Below are 16711 nucleotides of genomic sequence, written 5' to 3' on the forward strand. Positions count from 1 at the left end.
CGTGTCCGGCGCCTGCAGCAGGCTTCATGCCCAGCAAGCGCTCAAGCTGCCGCCGGTGCGACTAGCTTTGCCGCCAGGGAAGACCTGCCGCCTTCCATCCGCCGGCTTGGCCGCGATGCCCGTCCGCATCGAGCGGCCCTTCGAACCCGCCAGCCACATTGAAGCAGGCGGTGTAGCCCAGGGCCGTAAGTGCCGTCGCCGCACCGATGCTGCGCTGGCCGGACCGGCACAGGCACAGAATAGGCGCATCCTTTGCCACGCCCGCCGCATCGAGCCTGGCCGCCACAGCGTCCGCGAAACGCGGATTGGGCGTGCCGCCGGGATAGCCCCGCCACTCCTCCGTCAGGAGCGGCCGCCCGGTGGCGCTGATATCCGGCAGACCCACAAAGGCCCACTCGGCCTCGGTCCGCACATCGATGAGTACACTCTGGCTGTTCTCGTTGAGGAGGCGCCAGGCCTCCTGCACGTCAACATCCCCTGCATAACCGCCGCTCATGGACAGCCTAATCCCCTCACTCACGCCCGGACCGCGGCCCGGCTCCGCCGTCCGGCAGAGACAAAACCTCTCTTCGCCCACGAGACCGAAGACCGGCCAAGCGATGCTGGTTGCGACACCAAATTTTGAGAGGTGTGAGCGCTAAACACTCACCACGGTACTTTTAAAAGCAGGGTGAAAACTTGACTTAAAACCGGTCAACCAAACCTTGGCCTTTACACAACCGGAAAGTACAGAGCGATATCTGTTCTTGATCACCAAGTACTTATCACCACCACAAGAGACGCCTAGATTAACCCCCCTGCGCTCCAAACATCAACCGGACCATTTGGTGAACGTCGCGAATCTTTAATCCGACTGTCACCACCCGCCCTGCCGGCGCGCCTCGGGGCACACATTGCCTGACCGCAGAAAACCCAGTGTAAGCAAGGCGTTTGGGGCGGTGCAAGACTGATTCGTCCACAGGCAGGAAAAATTAACCATCGTGGCCAAATACGCACAGAGAGCGCCTTTGCCGCGCGCCGGCAGAGACCGCCACAGAAGGGCGGAACGACGAGCCGCCTTTAAGTCAAGTGCAAATAAAACCGTTCCCCAGTGGAAACGACCCGCTCTTTGCGGCGTATGTCCTGAAGGCCTGCCGCAACGAAAAAGCGCCTCCCCGCGTTCGGGAAGGCGCCTTTGAAATCGGTGCTTGGTGTCGGCCGCGCAGAAGCGCCGGGCCGATCAGCCTCAGGCCTGGCCCAGGGCCTTCACGCGGCTGGCAAGGCGGGAGACCTTACGGGACGCGGTGTTCTTGTGCAGGATGCCCTTGGACGCGGCACGCATGATTTCCGGCTGAGCAGCCTTGAGCGCGGCTTGGGAGGCAGCCTGATCACCGCTGGCGATGGCTTCCTCAACCTTGCGGATGAAGGTGCGCATGCGGCTGCGACGGTTGCGGTTGACCTCGGTGCGGGCTGCGATCTTGCGCACCATCTTCTTGGCGGACGACGTGTTAGCCATAGGGCTTCAAACCATTTCTTGCCAGCGGCCTGGTCGGGCGGCCCGGATTACCGGAATAGGCCGCGCCAACAGCGCTTGGACGTTGGGAATTAAAGAGGCGGCGTTATAGCCGCGTGCCCCTGCCCGGTCAAGCGTGGTTTCAGGCGGTGTTTGAGGCGCGGACCCCGGACTCCTGACACAGAGTTTATCCCACTCAATCAGCGGCAATGGGAACCTATGGCCAGCGAGGGGTTCCCCCTACGGGCCTGCACACACGCGGCCCCTGATTTTGCGCCCCTGACCTGCCTGATGTCTGCCGGCGCCACGCTCCCATCACGCCAGGAAAAGGGCCAGACCCATGCTGAACGACCTTCAATCCAAGCAGTGCGATGAGAACGAGACGGATTTTTCGGATCTGTCCGCCCTGTTTCTCAACTGCACCCTGAAGAAAAGCCCTGAGAAATCGCACACCTGCGGGCTTATCGACATGTCGCGCACGATCATGGAACGCAATGGGGTGTCGGTTGAGGTCCTGCGGCCGGTGGACCACGCCATTGCCTTTGGTGTGAGCCCGGACATGACCGAGCACGGCTGGAGCAAGGATGCCTGGCCGGGCATCCTGGAAAAAGTGCTGGCTTCCGACATCCTGGTGCTGACGACGCCCATCTGGCTCGGCGACAAGTCGTCCGTCTGTACGCAGGTGATCGAGCGGCTCTATTCAGCGTCCGGCCAGCGCAATGACCAGGGGCAGTCCATCTATTATGGCCGTGTCGGCGGCTGCTTGATCACGGGCAATGAGGACGGCGCCAAGCATTGCGCTATGAACATGCTCTATTCGCTCGGCCATCTGGGATATGCGATCCCGCCGCAGGCAGACGCTGCCTGGCTCGGCGAGATCGGCCCCGGGCCGAGCTATCTGGATGAGGAGTCAGGCGGGCCGGAGAACGACTTCACCAACCGCAACACCACTTTCATGACGTGGAACCTGATGCACATGGCCCGGATGCTGAAGGATGCAGGCGGCATCCCCGCACACGGCAATCAACGCGACAAATGGGAAGATGGCTGCCGGTTCGACGCCCCCAACCCGGAATATCGATAGCCGGTTGTAGCTGTCTATTTGTGCTTGAAGGTGGGCTTGCGCTTGTCGATGAAGGCGGCCATGCCCTCTTTCTGGTCTTCCATCGCAAACAGGGAATGGAAGACACGGCGCTCGAAGCGCAGGCCCTCGGACAGGGTGGTTTCGTAGGACCGATTGACCGCTTCCTTGGTGAGGGCTGCGACGGGCCGTGACATGCCGGCGATCTTTTCAGCCGTCTTCACGGCTTCTTCCACTAGGTCGGCTGCGGGGATGATGCGGCTGACGAGGCCTGAACGCTCAGCCTCCTCGGCATCCATCATGCGGCCGGTCAGGCACATTTCCATGGATTTCGATTTGCCGACGAAGCGGGTGAGCCGCTGAGATCCACCGATACCGGGCATGACGCCCAGGGAGATTTCCGGCTGACCGAATTTCGCGGTATCTGCTGCCAAAATGAAATCGCAGATCATGGCCAGCTCGCAGCCACCACCAAGGGCATAGCCACCCACCGCAGCGATGATCGGCTTGCGGGCCTCGGCGATGCGGTTGGCCTTTTCGAACAGGTCTTCCTTATAGGCATCCATATAGGTCTTGGGCTGCATCTCCTTGATGTCAGCACCTGCGGCGAATGCCTTTTCGGAGCCCGTCAGCACCATGCAGCCGATGGCGTCATCCGCGTCGAAGGCCTGCACCGCATCAATCAGCTCATCCACCAGCTGAGAATTGAGGGCATTGAGCGCGTCGGGCCGGTTGAGGGTGATGAGCGCAACATTGCCGCGTTTTTCGGTCTTGATGGTGTCGTAAGCCATGTGCTGGACGTCTCCTGGTCACGCCGCCCGTCAAGGCCGGCGGAAATTCCGTGCCGCTACCTTTGGCATTTCCCGCAATAGAATGTCGAGCGTCCTGATTGGGTGATGCGGCGAATATCAGTGTCGCAGCCCAGCGTCGTGCAAGGCATGCCTTCGCGGTCATAAACCCGGAAGGTGTGCTGGAAATAGCCGAGTGACCCGTCTGCCTGAGCGTGGTCGCGCAGGGAACTGCCACCGGCCTCAATAGCTTCAGCCAGGACTTCGCGGATGGCCTTGTGCAGCTTCTTGAGCCGGTCGGTCGGTTCGCCTGACTGTTTGACGAGCGTGGCCGCAACGCGCTTGGGCGATATGCCCGACCGGAAAAGCGCCTCGCACACATAGATATTGCCGAGACCCGCCACCACGGCCTGATCCAGCAGAGCAGTCTTGATGGGGGATTTGCGCTTGTGCAGACCTGCTGCGAGCACCGACGGCTTGAAGGTCTTCTCTAGCGGCTCGGGGCCAAGCACGCGCAGGAACTGGTTTTGCCTTTCGTCGCCAGTTTCCTCGATGGTCATAAAGCCGAAGCGGCGCGGGTCCGAATAGCGGACGACGCCCCCGCCTTCCATGCGGAAGATGATGTGCTCGTGCAGGGCGTGGGCGTTGGCGCCGGTATCGAGATGAAAGGCACCGGGGCGCGTTGCATCGCGGTCAGGGGTGTCAGGCATCTCAACCACAAAGCGGCCGGACATGCCCAGATGCATGATGAGCAATGCCCCGTCTGTCAGCCGCCCTACCAGATATTTGCCGCGCCGCGCGAGGCTCTCGAGTGCCTGTCCCTCAAGCCGGCCGGTAAAGCCCTCCGGCAGCGGGAACCGCAAGTCCGGGCGCTTGGCCTCCACATGCAGGAAGCGGCGGCCTTCCATTGCGGGCGCAATGCCGCGGCGGACGGTTTCAACCTCGGGCAGTTCGGGCATGGGCGGGTGTGGCTTCCTGCAGCGACATTTTTACCGGTCGGACCCGCGTCTCATAGCGCAAAGCGGGCGGGATGCGCTATTGTCCGCCGCAATGACAGACATGAAGACAGATGCGGCCGCAGGCGGAACCGGCCCGACCACCCCGCCCAGCAACGCCACCCATTTCGGTTTCCGTGACGTGGCCCCTGACGAAAAGCAGGGGCTGGTCAATGGCGTGTTCCGGAATGTGGCGGGCAATTACGACCTGATGAACGACTTCATGTCGGTGGGGGTTCACCGGCTGTGGAAGGACGCCATGGTTTCGTGGCTGGCGCCGCGAAAATCGGGCGCGCCGTTCACCTCCCTCGACATGGCGGGCGGCACCGGCGACATCGCGCTCAGGATCGCTCATCGCTCGGGCGGCCATGCGCGGGTGATGGTGGCCGACATCAATGATGCCATGCTGGGCGAAGGTAAGAAGCGCGCTGCGACCGACCCGATGGGCGACCGGCTGTCCTTTGCCTGCATGAACGCGGAGAAGCTGCCGCTGGAGCCGCGCCAGTTCGACGCCTACACGATTGCCTTCGGCATCCGCAACGTACCGGATCTTGATGCCGCGCTCAGCGAGGCCCATCGCGTGCTGAAGCCGGGCGGGCGCTTCATGTGCCTGGAGTTCAGCCAGGTGGTGGTGCCTATCCTGGACGATATCTATGAGCGCTGGTCGTTCGACGTCATTCCCTGGCTCGGGCAGATGGTGGCGGGCGACCGCGACAGCTACCAGTATCTCGTGGAGAGCATCCGCAAATTTCCGGACCAGAAAGCGTTTGAGGGGCGCATTCGTGATGCAGGCTTCTCGCGCGTGACCCACCGCAATTTCACCGGCGGCATCGCGGCCATCCATTCCGGCTACAAGATCTAACGGCGCAGAGGCAGCTGAGACGATGATCCGCCACATGCGCAATCTTGGACGGCTGATGCGCGCAGCCTGGGTGCTGTCGCGCTATGACGCGTTGTTCGCCATTGATGCGGGCGAGCCGCCAGCACCGGTGCGCGCTGCGCGTGCGGTTGCCAGGCTGAGGCAGACCTTCGGCCGGACCCATGGTGCCGACAGCTCTGAAGGTGACCGGCTGGCAGCAGCGATGACGGAGCTTGGGCCCAGCTACATCAAGCTTGGCCAATTCCTCGCCACCCGGCCGGATGTCATCGACCCGGCGCTGGCCAAGGACCTGACCCAGCTGCAGGACCGGCTGCCGCCATTTGATACGGCGACCGCCAAAGCGATCATCGAGGATGATCTCGGCAAGCCGGCGGACAGTCTCTTCGCCGGGATGGGGGACGCCATTGCGGCAGCTTCGATCGCGCAGGTCCACAAGGGCACCGTGCCCGCCCCCGACGGGTCCACCCGTGATGTGGCGATCAAGGTGCTGCGGCCGGACGTAGAGCGCCGCTTCGCCAACGACCTCGACGCTTTCTTCTGGGTGGCCCGGCTGGTTGATCGCACGCTGCCCTCGGCCCGCCGTCTGAAGCTGGTGGATACGGTTCAGACCCTTGCTGACTCCGTCAAGCTCGAGATGGACCTGCGGCTCGAGGCGGCCGCCATGTCTGAAATGGCGGAGCGGACGCGGGGCGACGCGGGTTTCCGCACCCCCGCAATCGACTGGGAGCGCACCTCCAAGCGGGTGATGACGCTTGAATGGATCAACGGCATTCCCATTGGCGACAAGGCACAGCTTGCGGCAGCCGGCCTCGACCTCAAGGCGGTGGCTGCCAATGTGATCAACACCTTCCTCACCCACGCGGTGCGCGAAGGCTATTTTCACGCCGACATGCATCCGGGCAATCTGTTCGTTGAGGCGGACGGCTCACCCGCTGGCACGCTTGTGGCTGTGGATTACGGGATCATGGGACGCCTGTCGCCGAAGGAAAGCCGGTTCCTCGCCGAGATCCTGTTCGGCTTTGTGATGCGCGACTACCGCCGGGTGGCGGAGGTGCATTTTGAGGCGGGCTATGTGCCGGAGACCAAGTCGGTTGATGCCTTCGCGCAGGCCTTACGCGCCATCGGTGAACCAATTCTGGGCCGCGAGGCGAACGAGATCTCGATGGCGCGGCTCCTTGGTCAGCTCTTTGAGGTGACGGACCAGTTCGACATGGCGACGCGGCCTGAACTGATCATGCTGCAGAAGACCATGGTGGTGGTGGAAGGGGTCGCGCGCGATCTCGACCCGGACTTCAACATGTGGACCACCGCAGAACCGATCCTCCGCCAGTGGCTTGAGAGCCGCATCGGGCCGGAAGGCCGCTTGCAGGATGCGGTGCGTGGCGCGGAGCGCATGGGGCGGCTGATGGGCGACCTGCCGGAATTGCTGGAAACCGCCGAGCGGGCCGCCCGCAGCCTCGCCGGACCGGACGGCAACAGCATGGGCGAAGGATTGCGCCTGCATCCGGATACGGCGCGGGCCATTGCCGAGGCGCAGGCCCGCCAAGAGCGCCCCGGGCGGATCGCCCTATGGATCGGGGCCATCGCGCTTACGGTAATTGCCGTTTCAGCGGTGATTTAACAAGCTATCTACACATCCGGTCCGTAAATACCTATATTCGCCGACATGGATGCGGGGAATATGCAGTTTTCCGCGGAATTCCAACGTGGAAGGCGGTGTTGGGTGCTGACCGGCAAGCGTATTCTTTTGATTATCGGCGGCGGCATTGCCGCCTACAAGTCGCTGGAGCTGTCGCGCCTGCTGCGGCGGCGCGGGGCGTCTGTCCGGGCCATCCTGACCAAGGCCGGCCAGGAATTCGTGACGCCGCTCTCGGTCGGCGGGCTGACGCATGACAAGGTCTATACAGATCTGTTCGACCTCACCGCCGAAGCCGACATGGGCCATATCCAGCTATCGCGAGATGCGGACCTTCTCGTGGTGTGTCCGGCGACCGCCGACCTGATGGCCAAGATGGCGCAGGGCCGGGCGGACGACCTTGCCTCGACCGCGCTTCTGGCGACCGACAAGCCGGTGATGATTGTGCCGGCCATGAATGTGCGCATGTGGCTGCACCCGGCGACCCAGCGGAATCTCAAGCAGCTTCAGGCAGACGGCGTCACAGTTGTCGGCCCGCGCGAAGGCGACATGGCCTGCGGCGAGTTCGGGCCCGGGCGGCTGGTGGAGCCGGACGAGATCGTCGACGCCATCGAGGCGCAGTTTTCCGGCCACGCTCTTTTGGCCGGGCGCAAGGCGGTTGTCACTGCCGGGCCGACCCATGAGCCGATCGACCCGGTGCGCTATATCGCCAACCGCTCTTCCGGCAAGCAGGGCTATGCCATTGCCGAGGCGCTGGCACGGCTGGGAGCCGAGACGCATCTTGTTTCCGGGCCAACCGCCCTGCCCGATCCGGCGGGCGTACAGGTGACCCGCATTGAGACCGCGCGCGAAATGCTGGCAGCCACCGAGGCGGCACTGCCGGCCGACATTGCCATCTGCTGTGCGGCAGTTGCCGACTGGCGGGCGGACACCTCCACCAATTCCAAGCTCAAAAAGGACGGGTCCGGACAGATTCCGCCGCTGGGACTTGTCGAGAACCCGGACATTCTCGCAACCATCTCCGTTGCCGGACCGAAGCGCCCACGCCTTGTTGTGGGGTTTGCGGCGGAGACGGACGACGTTATTGGCTATGCGACGGCAAAGCGGCAGCGCAAGGGCTGCGACTGGATCGTGGCCAATGACGTATCGCCCGGCACCGGCATCATGGGTGGTGACGACAATACGGTGCATCTCATCACCGCAGGCGACCCTGAACACTGGGACCCGATGCCGAAGGCGCAGGTGGCCATGAAGCTGGCCGAGCGCGTGGCGGACGCCCTGACCGACAAGCAATAACAGCAGCCCCGGGACCGAACCCGGACGGCGCAGTGAAGGAAAACGCGTGACGACTTCTATCGACGTGAAAGTGATGCAGCTGCCGCATGGCAAGGGCCTGGACCTGCCGGCCTATGAAAGCCAGCACGCAGCCGGCATGGATCTGCGGGCCGCCATCGACGAAGGCGATGACATTGTGCTGGCACCGGGCGAGCGCGCCATGGTGCCGACGGGTCTTGCCATCGCGTTGCCGGTTGGGTTCGAGGCGCAGGTGCGGCCGCGCTCGGGCCTGGCGGCCAAGCAAGGCGTCACGGTGCTCAACAGTCCAGGTACGGTGGATGCTGATTATCGCGGCGAAGTGAAAGTCATCCTGATCAATCACGGGGCCGAGCCTGTCACCGTCACCCGCGGCATGCGCATTGCGCAGATGCTGTTTGCGCCGGTGACGCGGGGCGTCTTTGCCGTGGTGGACGCGCTTGATGAAACAGCGCGCGGCAGCGGCGGCTTCGGCTCTACCGGAACAGATACGACAGCAGAACCAAGAAAGGCCGGGTAACGGCATGTTACGTCTTTCCAAGAAAACGCTCCTGGCGCTCGAGGCCGTGGTGGATGTTGCTTACAACGCCCGCCCTGACCCTGTGCAATCCAAGGAGATCACCAAGCGGCAGGGTATTCCCCAGCGCTATCTGGAACAGGTGATGCAGCAGCTTGTGCGCGAAGGCGTGCTGAAAGGTGTGCGCGGGCCGCGCGGCGGCTATCGCCTCGCGCGCGAACGGCGGCGCATCACGGTCGGTGAGATCGTGCGGATCGTCGGCGCCATGGAAGCGGCAGACGATGCCCGCGATGAGGCAAAGCAGGCGGCCCGAGAGGCGCGCTCCGCCGGCATGTCAGCCAATGGCGCATCAAATGGCGCCGCCAGCGGGACCGGCCATAATTCCGGCGACGTGCCCGCTTCCAATGGCGGCAACGGCAGCGCCGGCGGCTCGCCGCTTGGCGAGCAGGTGGTGCGTCCCATGTGGGATGCGTTTCAGGCGGAGATGATGGAGAAGCTTGAGGCGATCACCATCGAAGATCTCTGCCGGGAAGCCGAGACAAAGAACATCAGGCCGGCCCAGCAGGTGGGCATGGACTTTACAATCTAGAACCAGCACCCCACGTCGAGGACAGCATGACGATGGGCAAGGCTGACAGCAGGAGGGAGGCTTTCATGACGGACAAACCCGGCCGCGGCCGCATTTACAACAGCATTACCGAGACCATCGGCAACACGCCGCTGGTGCGCCTCAACCGCATGAACAAGAACGCCAAGGCGGACGTGCTGCTGAAGCTTGAGTTCTTCAACCCGCTGTCGAGCGTGAAGGACCGCATCGGCGTGGCGATGATCGAAGCACTCGAAGCCGAGGGCAAGATCAACGAAAACACCGTCCTGATCGAGCCGACCTCGGGCAATACGGGCATTGCGCTGGCCTTCGTGGCCGCGGCCAAGGGCTACCGCCTCATCCTCGTGATGCCGGAAAGCATGTCGCTGGAACGGCGCAAGATGCTGGCGCTGCTGGGTGCCGAACTGGAGCTGACGGATGCCGCCAAGGGCATGAAGGGCGCTGTTGCCCGTGCCGAGGAACTGCTGCAGTCCACGCCCAATGCGGTGATGCCGCAGCAGTTCGACAATCCGGCCAACCCTGATATCCACCGCAAGACGACCGCGGAAGAAATCTGGAACGACACCGACGGCAAGGTGGACGTGGTGATCTCCGGCGTCGGCACGGCGGGCACCTTTACCGGTGTCGGATCTGTACTCAAGGCGAAGAAGCCGAGCGTGAAGATGATCGCCATCGAACCGGAAGACTCCCCCATTCTCTCCGGCGGCCAGCCGGGCCCGCACAAGATCCAGGGCATCGGCGCAGGCTTCGTGCCGGGCAACATGGACAAGAGCCTGATTGATGAAGTGATCACCATCGGCAACGAGACGGCGTTCGAATATTCCCGCCGGGCTGCGCGCGAAGAAGGCATTGCGGGCGGCATCTCGTCGGGGGCCGCCATTGCCGCGGCACTCGAAGTGGCCGAGCGGCCGGAGATGGAAGGCAAGACCATTGTTGCCATCATTCCGAGCTTCGCCGAACGCTATCTGTCGACGGCGCTGTTCGACGGCATCTAGAGGGTTTCCGCCATGGCGCTGTCCGGCGACCAGCTCGAGCGCTATGCGCGGCATATCCTCCTGAAGGAAATCGGCGGGCCGGGGCAGCAGGCGCTGCTCGCGGCCCGCGTCCTCATCATCGGCGCCGGCGGGCTCGGCTCGCCGGCAGCTCTCTATCTGGCAGCTTCCGGCGTGGGGACCATCGGGCTTGTGGATGATGACCATGTGTCGCTGTCCAACCTGCAGCGGCAGATAGCGCATACGACCGCTGCGGTGGGCGAACCAAAGACTGAAAGCGCAGCCCGCACGCTGACCGCCCTCAACCCGGACACCAGAATCAATCAGCATACGGAACGCCTGACGTCAGGCAATGTGGACGCGCTTGTCTCGGGCTATGACATGGTGCTGGACGGCTGCGACAATTTCGAAACGCGGTTTCTGGTGAGTGATGCCTGCGAGCGCGCGCAGATACCGCTGGTGTCCGGCGCCGTCGGCCGGTTCGATGGGCAGCTCGCGGTCTTCCATCCGTGGGAGACCGACGCGGATGGCACACCGGGACCGGGCTATCGCGACCTGGTGCCGGAGATGCCGCCGCCGGGCAGCGTGCCCACCTGTGAGGAAGCCGGTGTGGTGGGCGCGCTTACCGGCGTCATCGGATCGATGATGGCAATGGAAGCGATCAAGGAAATCACCGGCGCCGGCACCAGCATGGCGGGCAGCCTGCTGCTTTACGATGCGCTGGATACCCGTATTCGGCGGGTGAAGCTGCGTCGCGACCCGCATCGCGGGTAATCGCGGGGACAACCTCCCTTTATACGCGCTTGATACACGTCAAAGTTTTGATTGAGGGCCTTTCAGCAAGGTCCTGTTTACGGATCAGGCGCAGACTTCTCCCCTGACGCGCATTCATTCACAAGCACCAACGATCGTTAGGGGGTCGCCATGCTTGAGACGCCAACGCGCCTGTGCCCGCTTGAAAGCGGCGCCAATCTGCCGTCGAAAGCCTTTTCGGCCTTCTACGCGCAGTGGAACGCCGCCCGCGGCAGCCAGGACATGCCGGATGTGAGCCGCCTCGTTCCGACCGCTTTGCCACCGCATCTTCTGCCCTCCACGGCAATCATCGGCGTGGACCATGAACCCGACCGGCTGGTGGTCCGGCTCGCGGGATCACGGGTGCTGGACGCAACCGGGGTCGAGTTCACCAATTGGGAAATCGGCTCGCTGTCCGCCCTGCCGCGCCATTTCAGGGCAAATGAGATCGGCACCAGCCGGTTCGACACAGCGGTTGCCAAGCTCAACTGGGTGGTGGAACGGGGGCAGCCGGCCTGCGGCGGCGGCAGCATCCCCTGGGCCCGCAAGGCGCATATGCAGCAGCGCACGCTGATGTTGCCCTACAAGGATGCCTCCGGCCGGGTGGCCCGGTTGCTGACACTGTCGGATTTCATGGTGACGGATCCGTGCGACGGCTGTGGCCGGAACTGCCCGGAGCAGAAGGACGCGCGGTTTGCGACGCGGGCGCTCAGGACCGCGGCCACGGCCCTCAGCCTGCCGGTCTAGCGGCTCAGACGTCGCCGGGCAGGACACGGTCCGGCGGCGGATTGCCGTCGATGAAGCTGCGGATATTGATCACCACCTTCTCGCCCATCTCGGTGCGGCTTTCGATGGTGGCCGAGCCCATATGCGGCAGCAGCACGACGTTGGGGCGGTTGAGCAGCTTGGGGTTTACCGCGGGTTCGTTCTCGAACACGTCGAGCCCTGCTCCGGCAATGCCGCCCTCCTCGATCACCTTGGCCAGTGCTGCCTCATCAATGATCTCACCGCGCGCGGTATTCACGATATAGGCCTCAGGCTTCATCAGGTTGAGGCGGCGGGCGTTGAGCAGGTGGAAGGTGGCGGGCGTGTGCGGGCAGTTGACCGACACGATGTCCATGCGTGCAAGCATCTGGTCGAGGCTGTCCCAATAGGTAGCCTCAAGCTCTTCCTCGATGCCCGGATTGACCGGCTTGCGGTTGTGATAGTGGATCGACAAGCCAAATGCCTTGGCGCGGTGTGCAACCGCCTGGCCGATGCGGCCCATGCCGATGATGCCAAGACGCTTGCCGTGGATGCGGCGCCCCATCATCCAGGTGGGGGCCCAGCCCTGCCACTGATTGTCTTCACTGATGATTGTGGCGCCCTCTGTGAGACGCCGGGGCACCGCGAGGATCAGTGCCATGGCCAGATCCGCCGTGTCCTCGGTGAGCACATTGGGCGTATTTGTGACCATGATGCCGCGCTGGTGAGCCGCATCCACATCGATATTGTCGACACCGGCACCGAAATTGGCGATCAGCTTCAGCTTTGGCCCGGCCTTGCCGATGAGGTCCGCATCGATCCGATCGGTCACGGTGGGGACCAGCACATCGCTTTCCGCCACCGCCTTTTCCAGCTGCTCCCGGCTCAGGGGCGCGTCCTCGATGTTGAGACGCGCATTGAAGAGCTCGCGCATGCGCGTCTCGACGATGTCGGGCAGTTTGCGGGTTACGGTGACAAGCGGCTTGGCGTGGGGCACGAAGGAAGACCCTGTCTGATGGTCCCGGCGGACGGCCCGACGGACATATTCTGCGGACAATTCTGCATGCGGTGTCTCATTCCTAGCACCCCTGCGGGCGCGCGTCCAAGCGCCTGATGCGGGCTGAAAACGGCGCTCTCCTGCCGCCTCGCACCACAGACCCATGTACCGCAGCGCGGCTTGACCGGGCTTTGACCGCCTTGCCATAAGGGTGGATCAAATCATGCTTAACGTGCCCCCGCAGCGGAGCTCTTCCGCCCTGGGCTGCAAAGAACAAGAAACCCGGTTTGCCCAGTCTCCCTGCCCGCCTGTTCAAGTTCATCGCCGCCTCCCTGACCATCTGCCGGACGGCTATTGCCGTGACCGCCGGCCGGACATGGTCAGCACGCGGGGCCGGCATTTACGCGATGGGCATTCGCGCGACAGGCATTGTGCTTGCGGTGGCCCTGACAGCGACAGCCGGGCCCTCCAGCCTTGCGCAGTCGGCACGCAGCGTGCTGGGCGGGGCGCAGCTTGGCCCGGTCACAGGCCTGCCGATGCCCCGTTTTGTCTCGATCAAGTCGAGCCCTGTGAATGTGCGCGGCGGGCCCTCGACCAATCACCAGGTGGCCTGGGTGTTCGTGCGCCGGGGCGTGCCGGTGGAAGTGACGGCCGAGTTCGAGAACTGGCGGCGCATCCGCGACGTGGATGGCGATCAGGGCTGGGTGTTTCACACCCTGATCGACGGTGAGCGGATGGTTATGGTGGTGGGGCCGGACAAGGCGGCACCGCGCGAGGGAGACCTTGCCAAGCTGCACTTTGCTCCCGACGGCGCCAGCGATGTGGTGGCGCTGGTTGAGCCGGGGGTGATCGGCACTCTGGTCAATTGCGGGCAAGGCTGGTGCGCCGTACGCATGGGCCCGCATGAAGGTTTCATGCGGGCCACATCGCTATACGGCATCTATGAGCGGGAAGCAGGCTGAGGCGCGGATTCAGGCACGCGCTTTCTCAGCGCTTCCAGTCTGTATCCATCAGGCGAAGTCACCAGCAAGACGCTGCGCCATGGCGTCCGACATCACGGCCAGGTGCTGATAGTTTTCGTGAGCAAAGCCCACCATGATCTTCGCGCCCGGCTTCTTGAACTTCGCCACCTGATCCTCCGTGAACGGAAAATGCAGGAAGTGGACGGAGGATGACTTGCCGTCTTCCGACGTCCGGTCCACATCGTGTTCGGGATTGGACATGACGCGCTCACCATCGATCTCGATGAAGGCCGTCTCCTCAATGCCCGCAAGCTTGTAGAGCACGTTCTTGCGGCGGACCTCGTCGTCGATCTCGAACATGATAGTCGCCACCAGCTCACGCCCCTTGGGGATCAACGGGTTGTAGGCCGACAGTTCATCCTCGATCTGCTCTTCACCACCCTTTTCGATGTAGAGCATCTCGTGGATCTGGTGCCACATGGTATCGAAGGACTCGAAATAGAACGTGGCGTGCGGGCCCACTTCAATGCGGCGCTCTCGCTTGACCGGCATCATGTCCTTGCGGCGCTGGGCACGTATCTTGACGTACTCATCCAGCGGCATGATGTCGGCGCGGGTAATCTCGGTCGGGTTCGGCATTGCTGTCATTTCCGTTCTCAACTCAACTGGGCCGCCCGGCCCGGAGTGCCGGTCGCGACCGGCTAGAGACCATAGGCCTGGGCGATCAACTCGATGGGATGGGCCGAGGCTGGGGGCTGCTTGCCTTCTTCGACTAGGCCCAGTTCCTCGATTTCCTGCATCAGGTGCTTGAGAGCCAGCGGGCATTCACTGACCACATGCTCCGGCTTTGCCTTTGAGATATTGCGCGCGGCCGTCTTGCCAACCTTCATGGCCACATCGTGCGTGCTCTTGAGCACACCGAAGGTGCCGCCATGGCCGGCGCAGCGCTCGACCGGGGTGACCTTGGCCTCCGGGATGAGACGCAGAAGCTCCACCGCCTTGGCCCCCATATTCTGGGCGCGGGCGTGGCAGGCCAGGTGCACGGCCACGTCGCCGGAGAGCGGCTTCATGCCCTCGGCCAGGCCTTCGTTCCTGGCGATATCGACGATGTATTCATCGATGTCCTTCACCGCCTTCGACAGGGCCTGCACGTTTTCGTCGTCCGGCAGGATCAGCGGCCATTCGAATTTCATCATCAGGCCGCAGGAGGCGATGAGGGTGACGATGTCCCAGCCCTCATCCACCAGCGGGCGAAGGTCTTTTGACACCTTGCGAGCCTGCTCGGCAACGCGCTCAAGATCAGCCTGCTCAAGGAAGGGCATCCCGCAACAGCCGGGATAGACGGGCTTGGCCGTCACGCCCTGGCGGGCCAGTACCTTGAGGGCGGCTTCGCCCATTTGCGGATTGTTGTAATTGCCGTTGCAGGTGGCAAAGAGTGCCGCCTTGCGGCCGGTGGCCTTGCCATCAGCGGCGGGCGTCAGGGTCCCCTGCTTTTCGGCCTGCTTTGCCCGCATCATCAGCGTCTTACCGGCGAATGTCGGCAGCTCCGCCGTCGCATCGATGCCGGCGACCTTTTCCATCACCGGGCGGGTGACCTTGTTGTCCTTCCTGGAGGCCCAGTTGGCGAGCCCGGCGACCGGCCGGATCATCTTGCCGTTGCGATCCATCTCGGCGAGCTGGCCGGCTGTGAAGTCGCTGTGGCCGTTCTTCTTGCGGACCATGCGGTAGCGCAGCATGAGATGAGGGAAGTCGAGATTGAATTCGTGCGGCGGCACATAGGGGCACTTCGTCATGAAGCACATGTCGCAGAGGGTGCAGGCCTCTTCCACCGGCGGGAACTGATCAGACGAGACGCTATCGAGCTCTCCCGTATCGCTTTCGTCGATCATGTCGAACAGGCGCGGGAAGGAGTCGCACAGATTGAAGCAGCGGCGGCAGCCGTGGCAGATGTCGAAGACGCGCCTCAGCTCTTCATCGAGCTTTGCCTCGTCATAGAAATCGTCGCTGTGCCAGTCGAGCGGGTGACGGATGGGCGCTTCAAGGCTGCCTTCTGCCATGGGGATGCCTGCCTCTTTCGGGGTCTCGTTGACGAAAGGCGCCGGATGTCCGGCGGCGGACGGCAGAAGGGCCGGGACATTGCAGCCCGGCCCTTCGCGTCAGCAGTCGTTAGGCGTCGAGATTGTCGAGCGCCTTCTGGAAACGGCCGGCGTGGCTCTTTTCAGCCTTCGCCAGAGTCTCGAACCAGTCGGCGATTTCGTCGAAGCCTTCTTCGCGCGCCGTGCGGGCCATGCCCGGATACATGTCGGTGTATTCGTGGGTTTCACCGGCGATGGCGGCCTTCAGGTTCTCGGAAGTGGAACCGATGGGCTCACCGGTGGCCGGGTCGCCGACCTCTTCCATGAATTCCAGATGGCCATGGGCGTGGCCGGTTTCGCCTTCCGCGGTGGAGCGGAACACGGCAGCCACATCATTGTAGCCTTCCACGTCGGCCTTCTGGGCGAAATAGAGGTAACGGCGGTTGGCCTGGCTTTCACCGGAGAAAGCGGCCTTCAGATTTTCGAGTGTCTTGGATTCGGCGAGAGACATTTAGGGGATCCTCCTGAAACGACGTGACTGGATACGCATCTGGGGGGATCGCTGGACAGCGCCTTCCCCTCCGCTAATCCGTCGGTGCCCATCCGGAAAATGCGGACGCACACCACGCGATTAACGTAATGAGGGGGCAAGGGCTGTCAAGACTGGAACGCATCTAAAGTGATGCAAAAGTCTTTGTTTTTGCAGGACTTTTTGAGACTGGTTCTCAATCACGACTGGCCGGATGCCGTGCCCCTGGGCGTGGTTTCCGGCAAGTGGCTGATCGCAAACGCTTTCTCTCAGCCAACTCAGCGCATGTGCAGGCCCGGAGACCGGAACCTGC

18 protein-coding genes are annotated in these 16711 nt (G+C 63.2%); 10 read left to right on the forward strand and 8 right to left on the reverse strand.

What is annotated here, in order from left to right; all coding sequences use genetic code 11:
• Positions 1–61: 61 nt before the first annotated feature.
• Positions 62–496 (reverse strand): rhodanese-like domain-containing protein, encoded by a 435-nt coding sequence (locus tag HG718_RS12960; RefSeq protein WP_160587053.1) that lies wholly within the window; start codon positions 494–496, stop codon positions 62–64.
• A gap of 729 nt (positions 497–1225) precedes the next feature.
• Positions 1226–1495: a 30S ribosomal protein S20 gene (rpsT, locus tag HG718_RS12965; protein WP_027838315.1), complete on the reverse strand. Its 270-nt coding sequence runs from the start codon at positions 1493–1495 to the stop codon at positions 1226–1228.
• 337 nt (positions 1496–1832) lie between these two features.
• On the opposite strand from rpsT, the gene HG718_RS12970 reads away from it, so the two are divergent.
• A complete protein-coding gene (locus tag HG718_RS12970; RefSeq protein ID WP_160587054.1) occupies positions 1833–2576 on the forward strand; it encodes a flavodoxin family protein in 744 nt (247 codons plus the stop codon).
• Positions 2577–2590: 14 nt separating this feature from the next.
• Here HG718_RS12970 and HG718_RS12975 read toward each other — a convergent pair whose 3' ends face one another.
• Together HG718_RS12975 and mutM are read right to left on the reverse strand one after the other, a co-directional pair.
• A complete protein-coding gene (locus HG718_RS12975; RefSeq protein WP_160587055.1) occupies positions 2591–3364 on the reverse strand; it encodes an enoyl-CoA hydratase in 774 nt (257 codons plus the stop codon).
• Positions 3365–3420: 56 nt separating this feature from the next.
• Positions 3421–4320 (reverse strand): bifunctional DNA-formamidopyrimidine glycosylase/DNA-(apurinic or apyrimidinic site) lyase, encoded by a 900-nt coding sequence (gene mutM / locus HG718_RS12980; RefSeq protein WP_160587056.1) that lies wholly within the window; start codon positions 4318–4320, stop codon positions 3421–3423.
• A 91-nt stretch (positions 4321–4411) separates the two neighbouring features.
• Between mutM and ubiE the strand changes: the two genes are divergently transcribed.
• From ubiE to HG718_RS13020, 8 genes are all read left to right on the forward strand, one after another.
• Complete coding sequence (gene ubiE / locus HG718_RS12985; RefSeq protein WP_160587250.1) at positions 4412–5218, forward strand: bifunctional demethylmenaquinone methyltransferase/2-methoxy-6-polyprenyl-1,4-benzoquinol methylase UbiE; 807 nt, start codon at positions 4412–4414, stop codon at positions 5216–5218.
• Positions 5219–5252: 34 nt separating this feature from the next.
• Complete coding sequence (ubiB, locus tag HG718_RS12990; protein WP_160587057.1) at positions 5253–6857, forward strand: 2-polyprenylphenol 6-hydroxylase; 1605 nt, start codon at positions 5253–5255, stop codon at positions 6855–6857.
• Positions 6858–6959: 102 nt separating this feature from the next.
• Positions 6960–8168, forward strand: coding sequence for a bifunctional phosphopantothenoylcysteine decarboxylase/phosphopantothenate--cysteine ligase CoaBC (coaBC, locus tag HG718_RS12995; protein ID WP_160587058.1), 1209 nt, complete (start codon positions 6960–6962; stop codon positions 8166–8168).
• A gap of 46 nt (positions 8169–8214) precedes the next feature.
• Positions 8215–8703: a dUTP diphosphatase gene (dut, locus tag HG718_RS13000; RefSeq protein ID WP_160587059.1), complete on the forward strand. Its 489-nt coding sequence runs from the start codon at positions 8215–8217 to the stop codon at positions 8701–8703.
• A gap of 4 nt (positions 8704–8707) precedes the next feature.
• A complete protein-coding gene (locus HG718_RS15590; RefSeq protein WP_205345638.1) occupies positions 8708–9289 on the forward strand; it encodes an RrF2 family transcriptional regulator in 582 nt (193 codons plus the stop codon).
• Between the two features lie 65 nt (positions 9290–9354).
• On the forward strand, positions 9355–10302 hold the full coding sequence (gene cysK, locus HG718_RS13010; protein WP_160587060.1) for a cysteine synthase A: 948 nt from the start codon (positions 9355–9357) through the stop codon (positions 10300–10302).
• 12 nt (positions 10303–10314) lie between these two features.
• On the forward strand, positions 10315–11073 hold the full coding sequence (locus HG718_RS13015) for a HesA/MoeB/ThiF family protein (RefSeq protein WP_160587061.1): 759 nt from the start codon (positions 10315–10317) through the stop codon (positions 11071–11073).
• 150 nt (positions 11074–11223) lie between these two features.
• Positions 11224–11838 carry a PAS domain-containing protein gene (locus HG718_RS13020; protein ID WP_160587062.1) on the forward strand — a complete coding sequence of 205 codons (615 nt, stop codon included), beginning with the start codon at positions 11224–11226 and terminating at the stop codon, positions 11836–11838.
• Between the two features lie 4 nt (positions 11839–11842).
• Here HG718_RS13020 and HG718_RS13025 read toward each other — a convergent pair whose 3' ends face one another.
• Positions 11843–12769 carry a 2-hydroxyacid dehydrogenase gene (locus tag HG718_RS13025; protein WP_205345651.1) on the reverse strand — a complete coding sequence of 309 codons (927 nt, stop codon included), beginning with the start codon at positions 12767–12769 and terminating at the stop codon, positions 11843–11845.
• 350 nt (positions 12770–13119) lie between these two features.
• Between HG718_RS13025 and HG718_RS13030 the strand changes: the two genes are divergently transcribed.
• Positions 13120–13794, forward strand: coding sequence for an SH3 domain-containing protein (locus HG718_RS13030; protein ID WP_160587064.1), 675 nt, complete (start codon positions 13120–13122; stop codon positions 13792–13794).
• Positions 13795–13842: 48 nt separating this feature from the next.
• On the opposite strand, the gene HG718_RS13035 is transcribed toward HG718_RS13030, so the two are convergent.
• The 3 genes from HG718_RS13035 to HG718_RS13045 form a co-directional block, all read right to left on the reverse strand.
• Complete coding sequence (locus HG718_RS13035) at positions 13843–14442, reverse strand: DUF3501 family protein (protein ID WP_308936419.1); 600 nt, start codon at positions 14440–14442, stop codon at positions 13843–13845.
• A gap of 53 nt (positions 14443–14495) precedes the next feature.
• Entirely contained in the window at positions 14496–15851 is a 1356-nt protein-coding gene (locus tag HG718_RS13040) for a (Fe-S)-binding protein (RefSeq protein WP_160587065.1), read from the reverse strand.
• Positions 15852–15960: 109 nt separating this feature from the next.
• Entirely contained in the window at positions 15961–16380 is a 420-nt protein-coding gene (locus HG718_RS13045; protein ID WP_160587066.1) for a rubrerythrin family protein, read from the reverse strand.
• Positions 16381–16711: the final 331 nt, after the last annotated feature.

Origin of the sequence: Pyruvatibacter mobilis (genome assembly GCF_012848855.1) — a bacterium.
Taxonomy (GTDB): domain Bacteria; phylum Pseudomonadota; class Alphaproteobacteria; order CGMCC-115125; family CGMCC-115125; genus Pyruvatibacter; species Pyruvatibacter mobilis.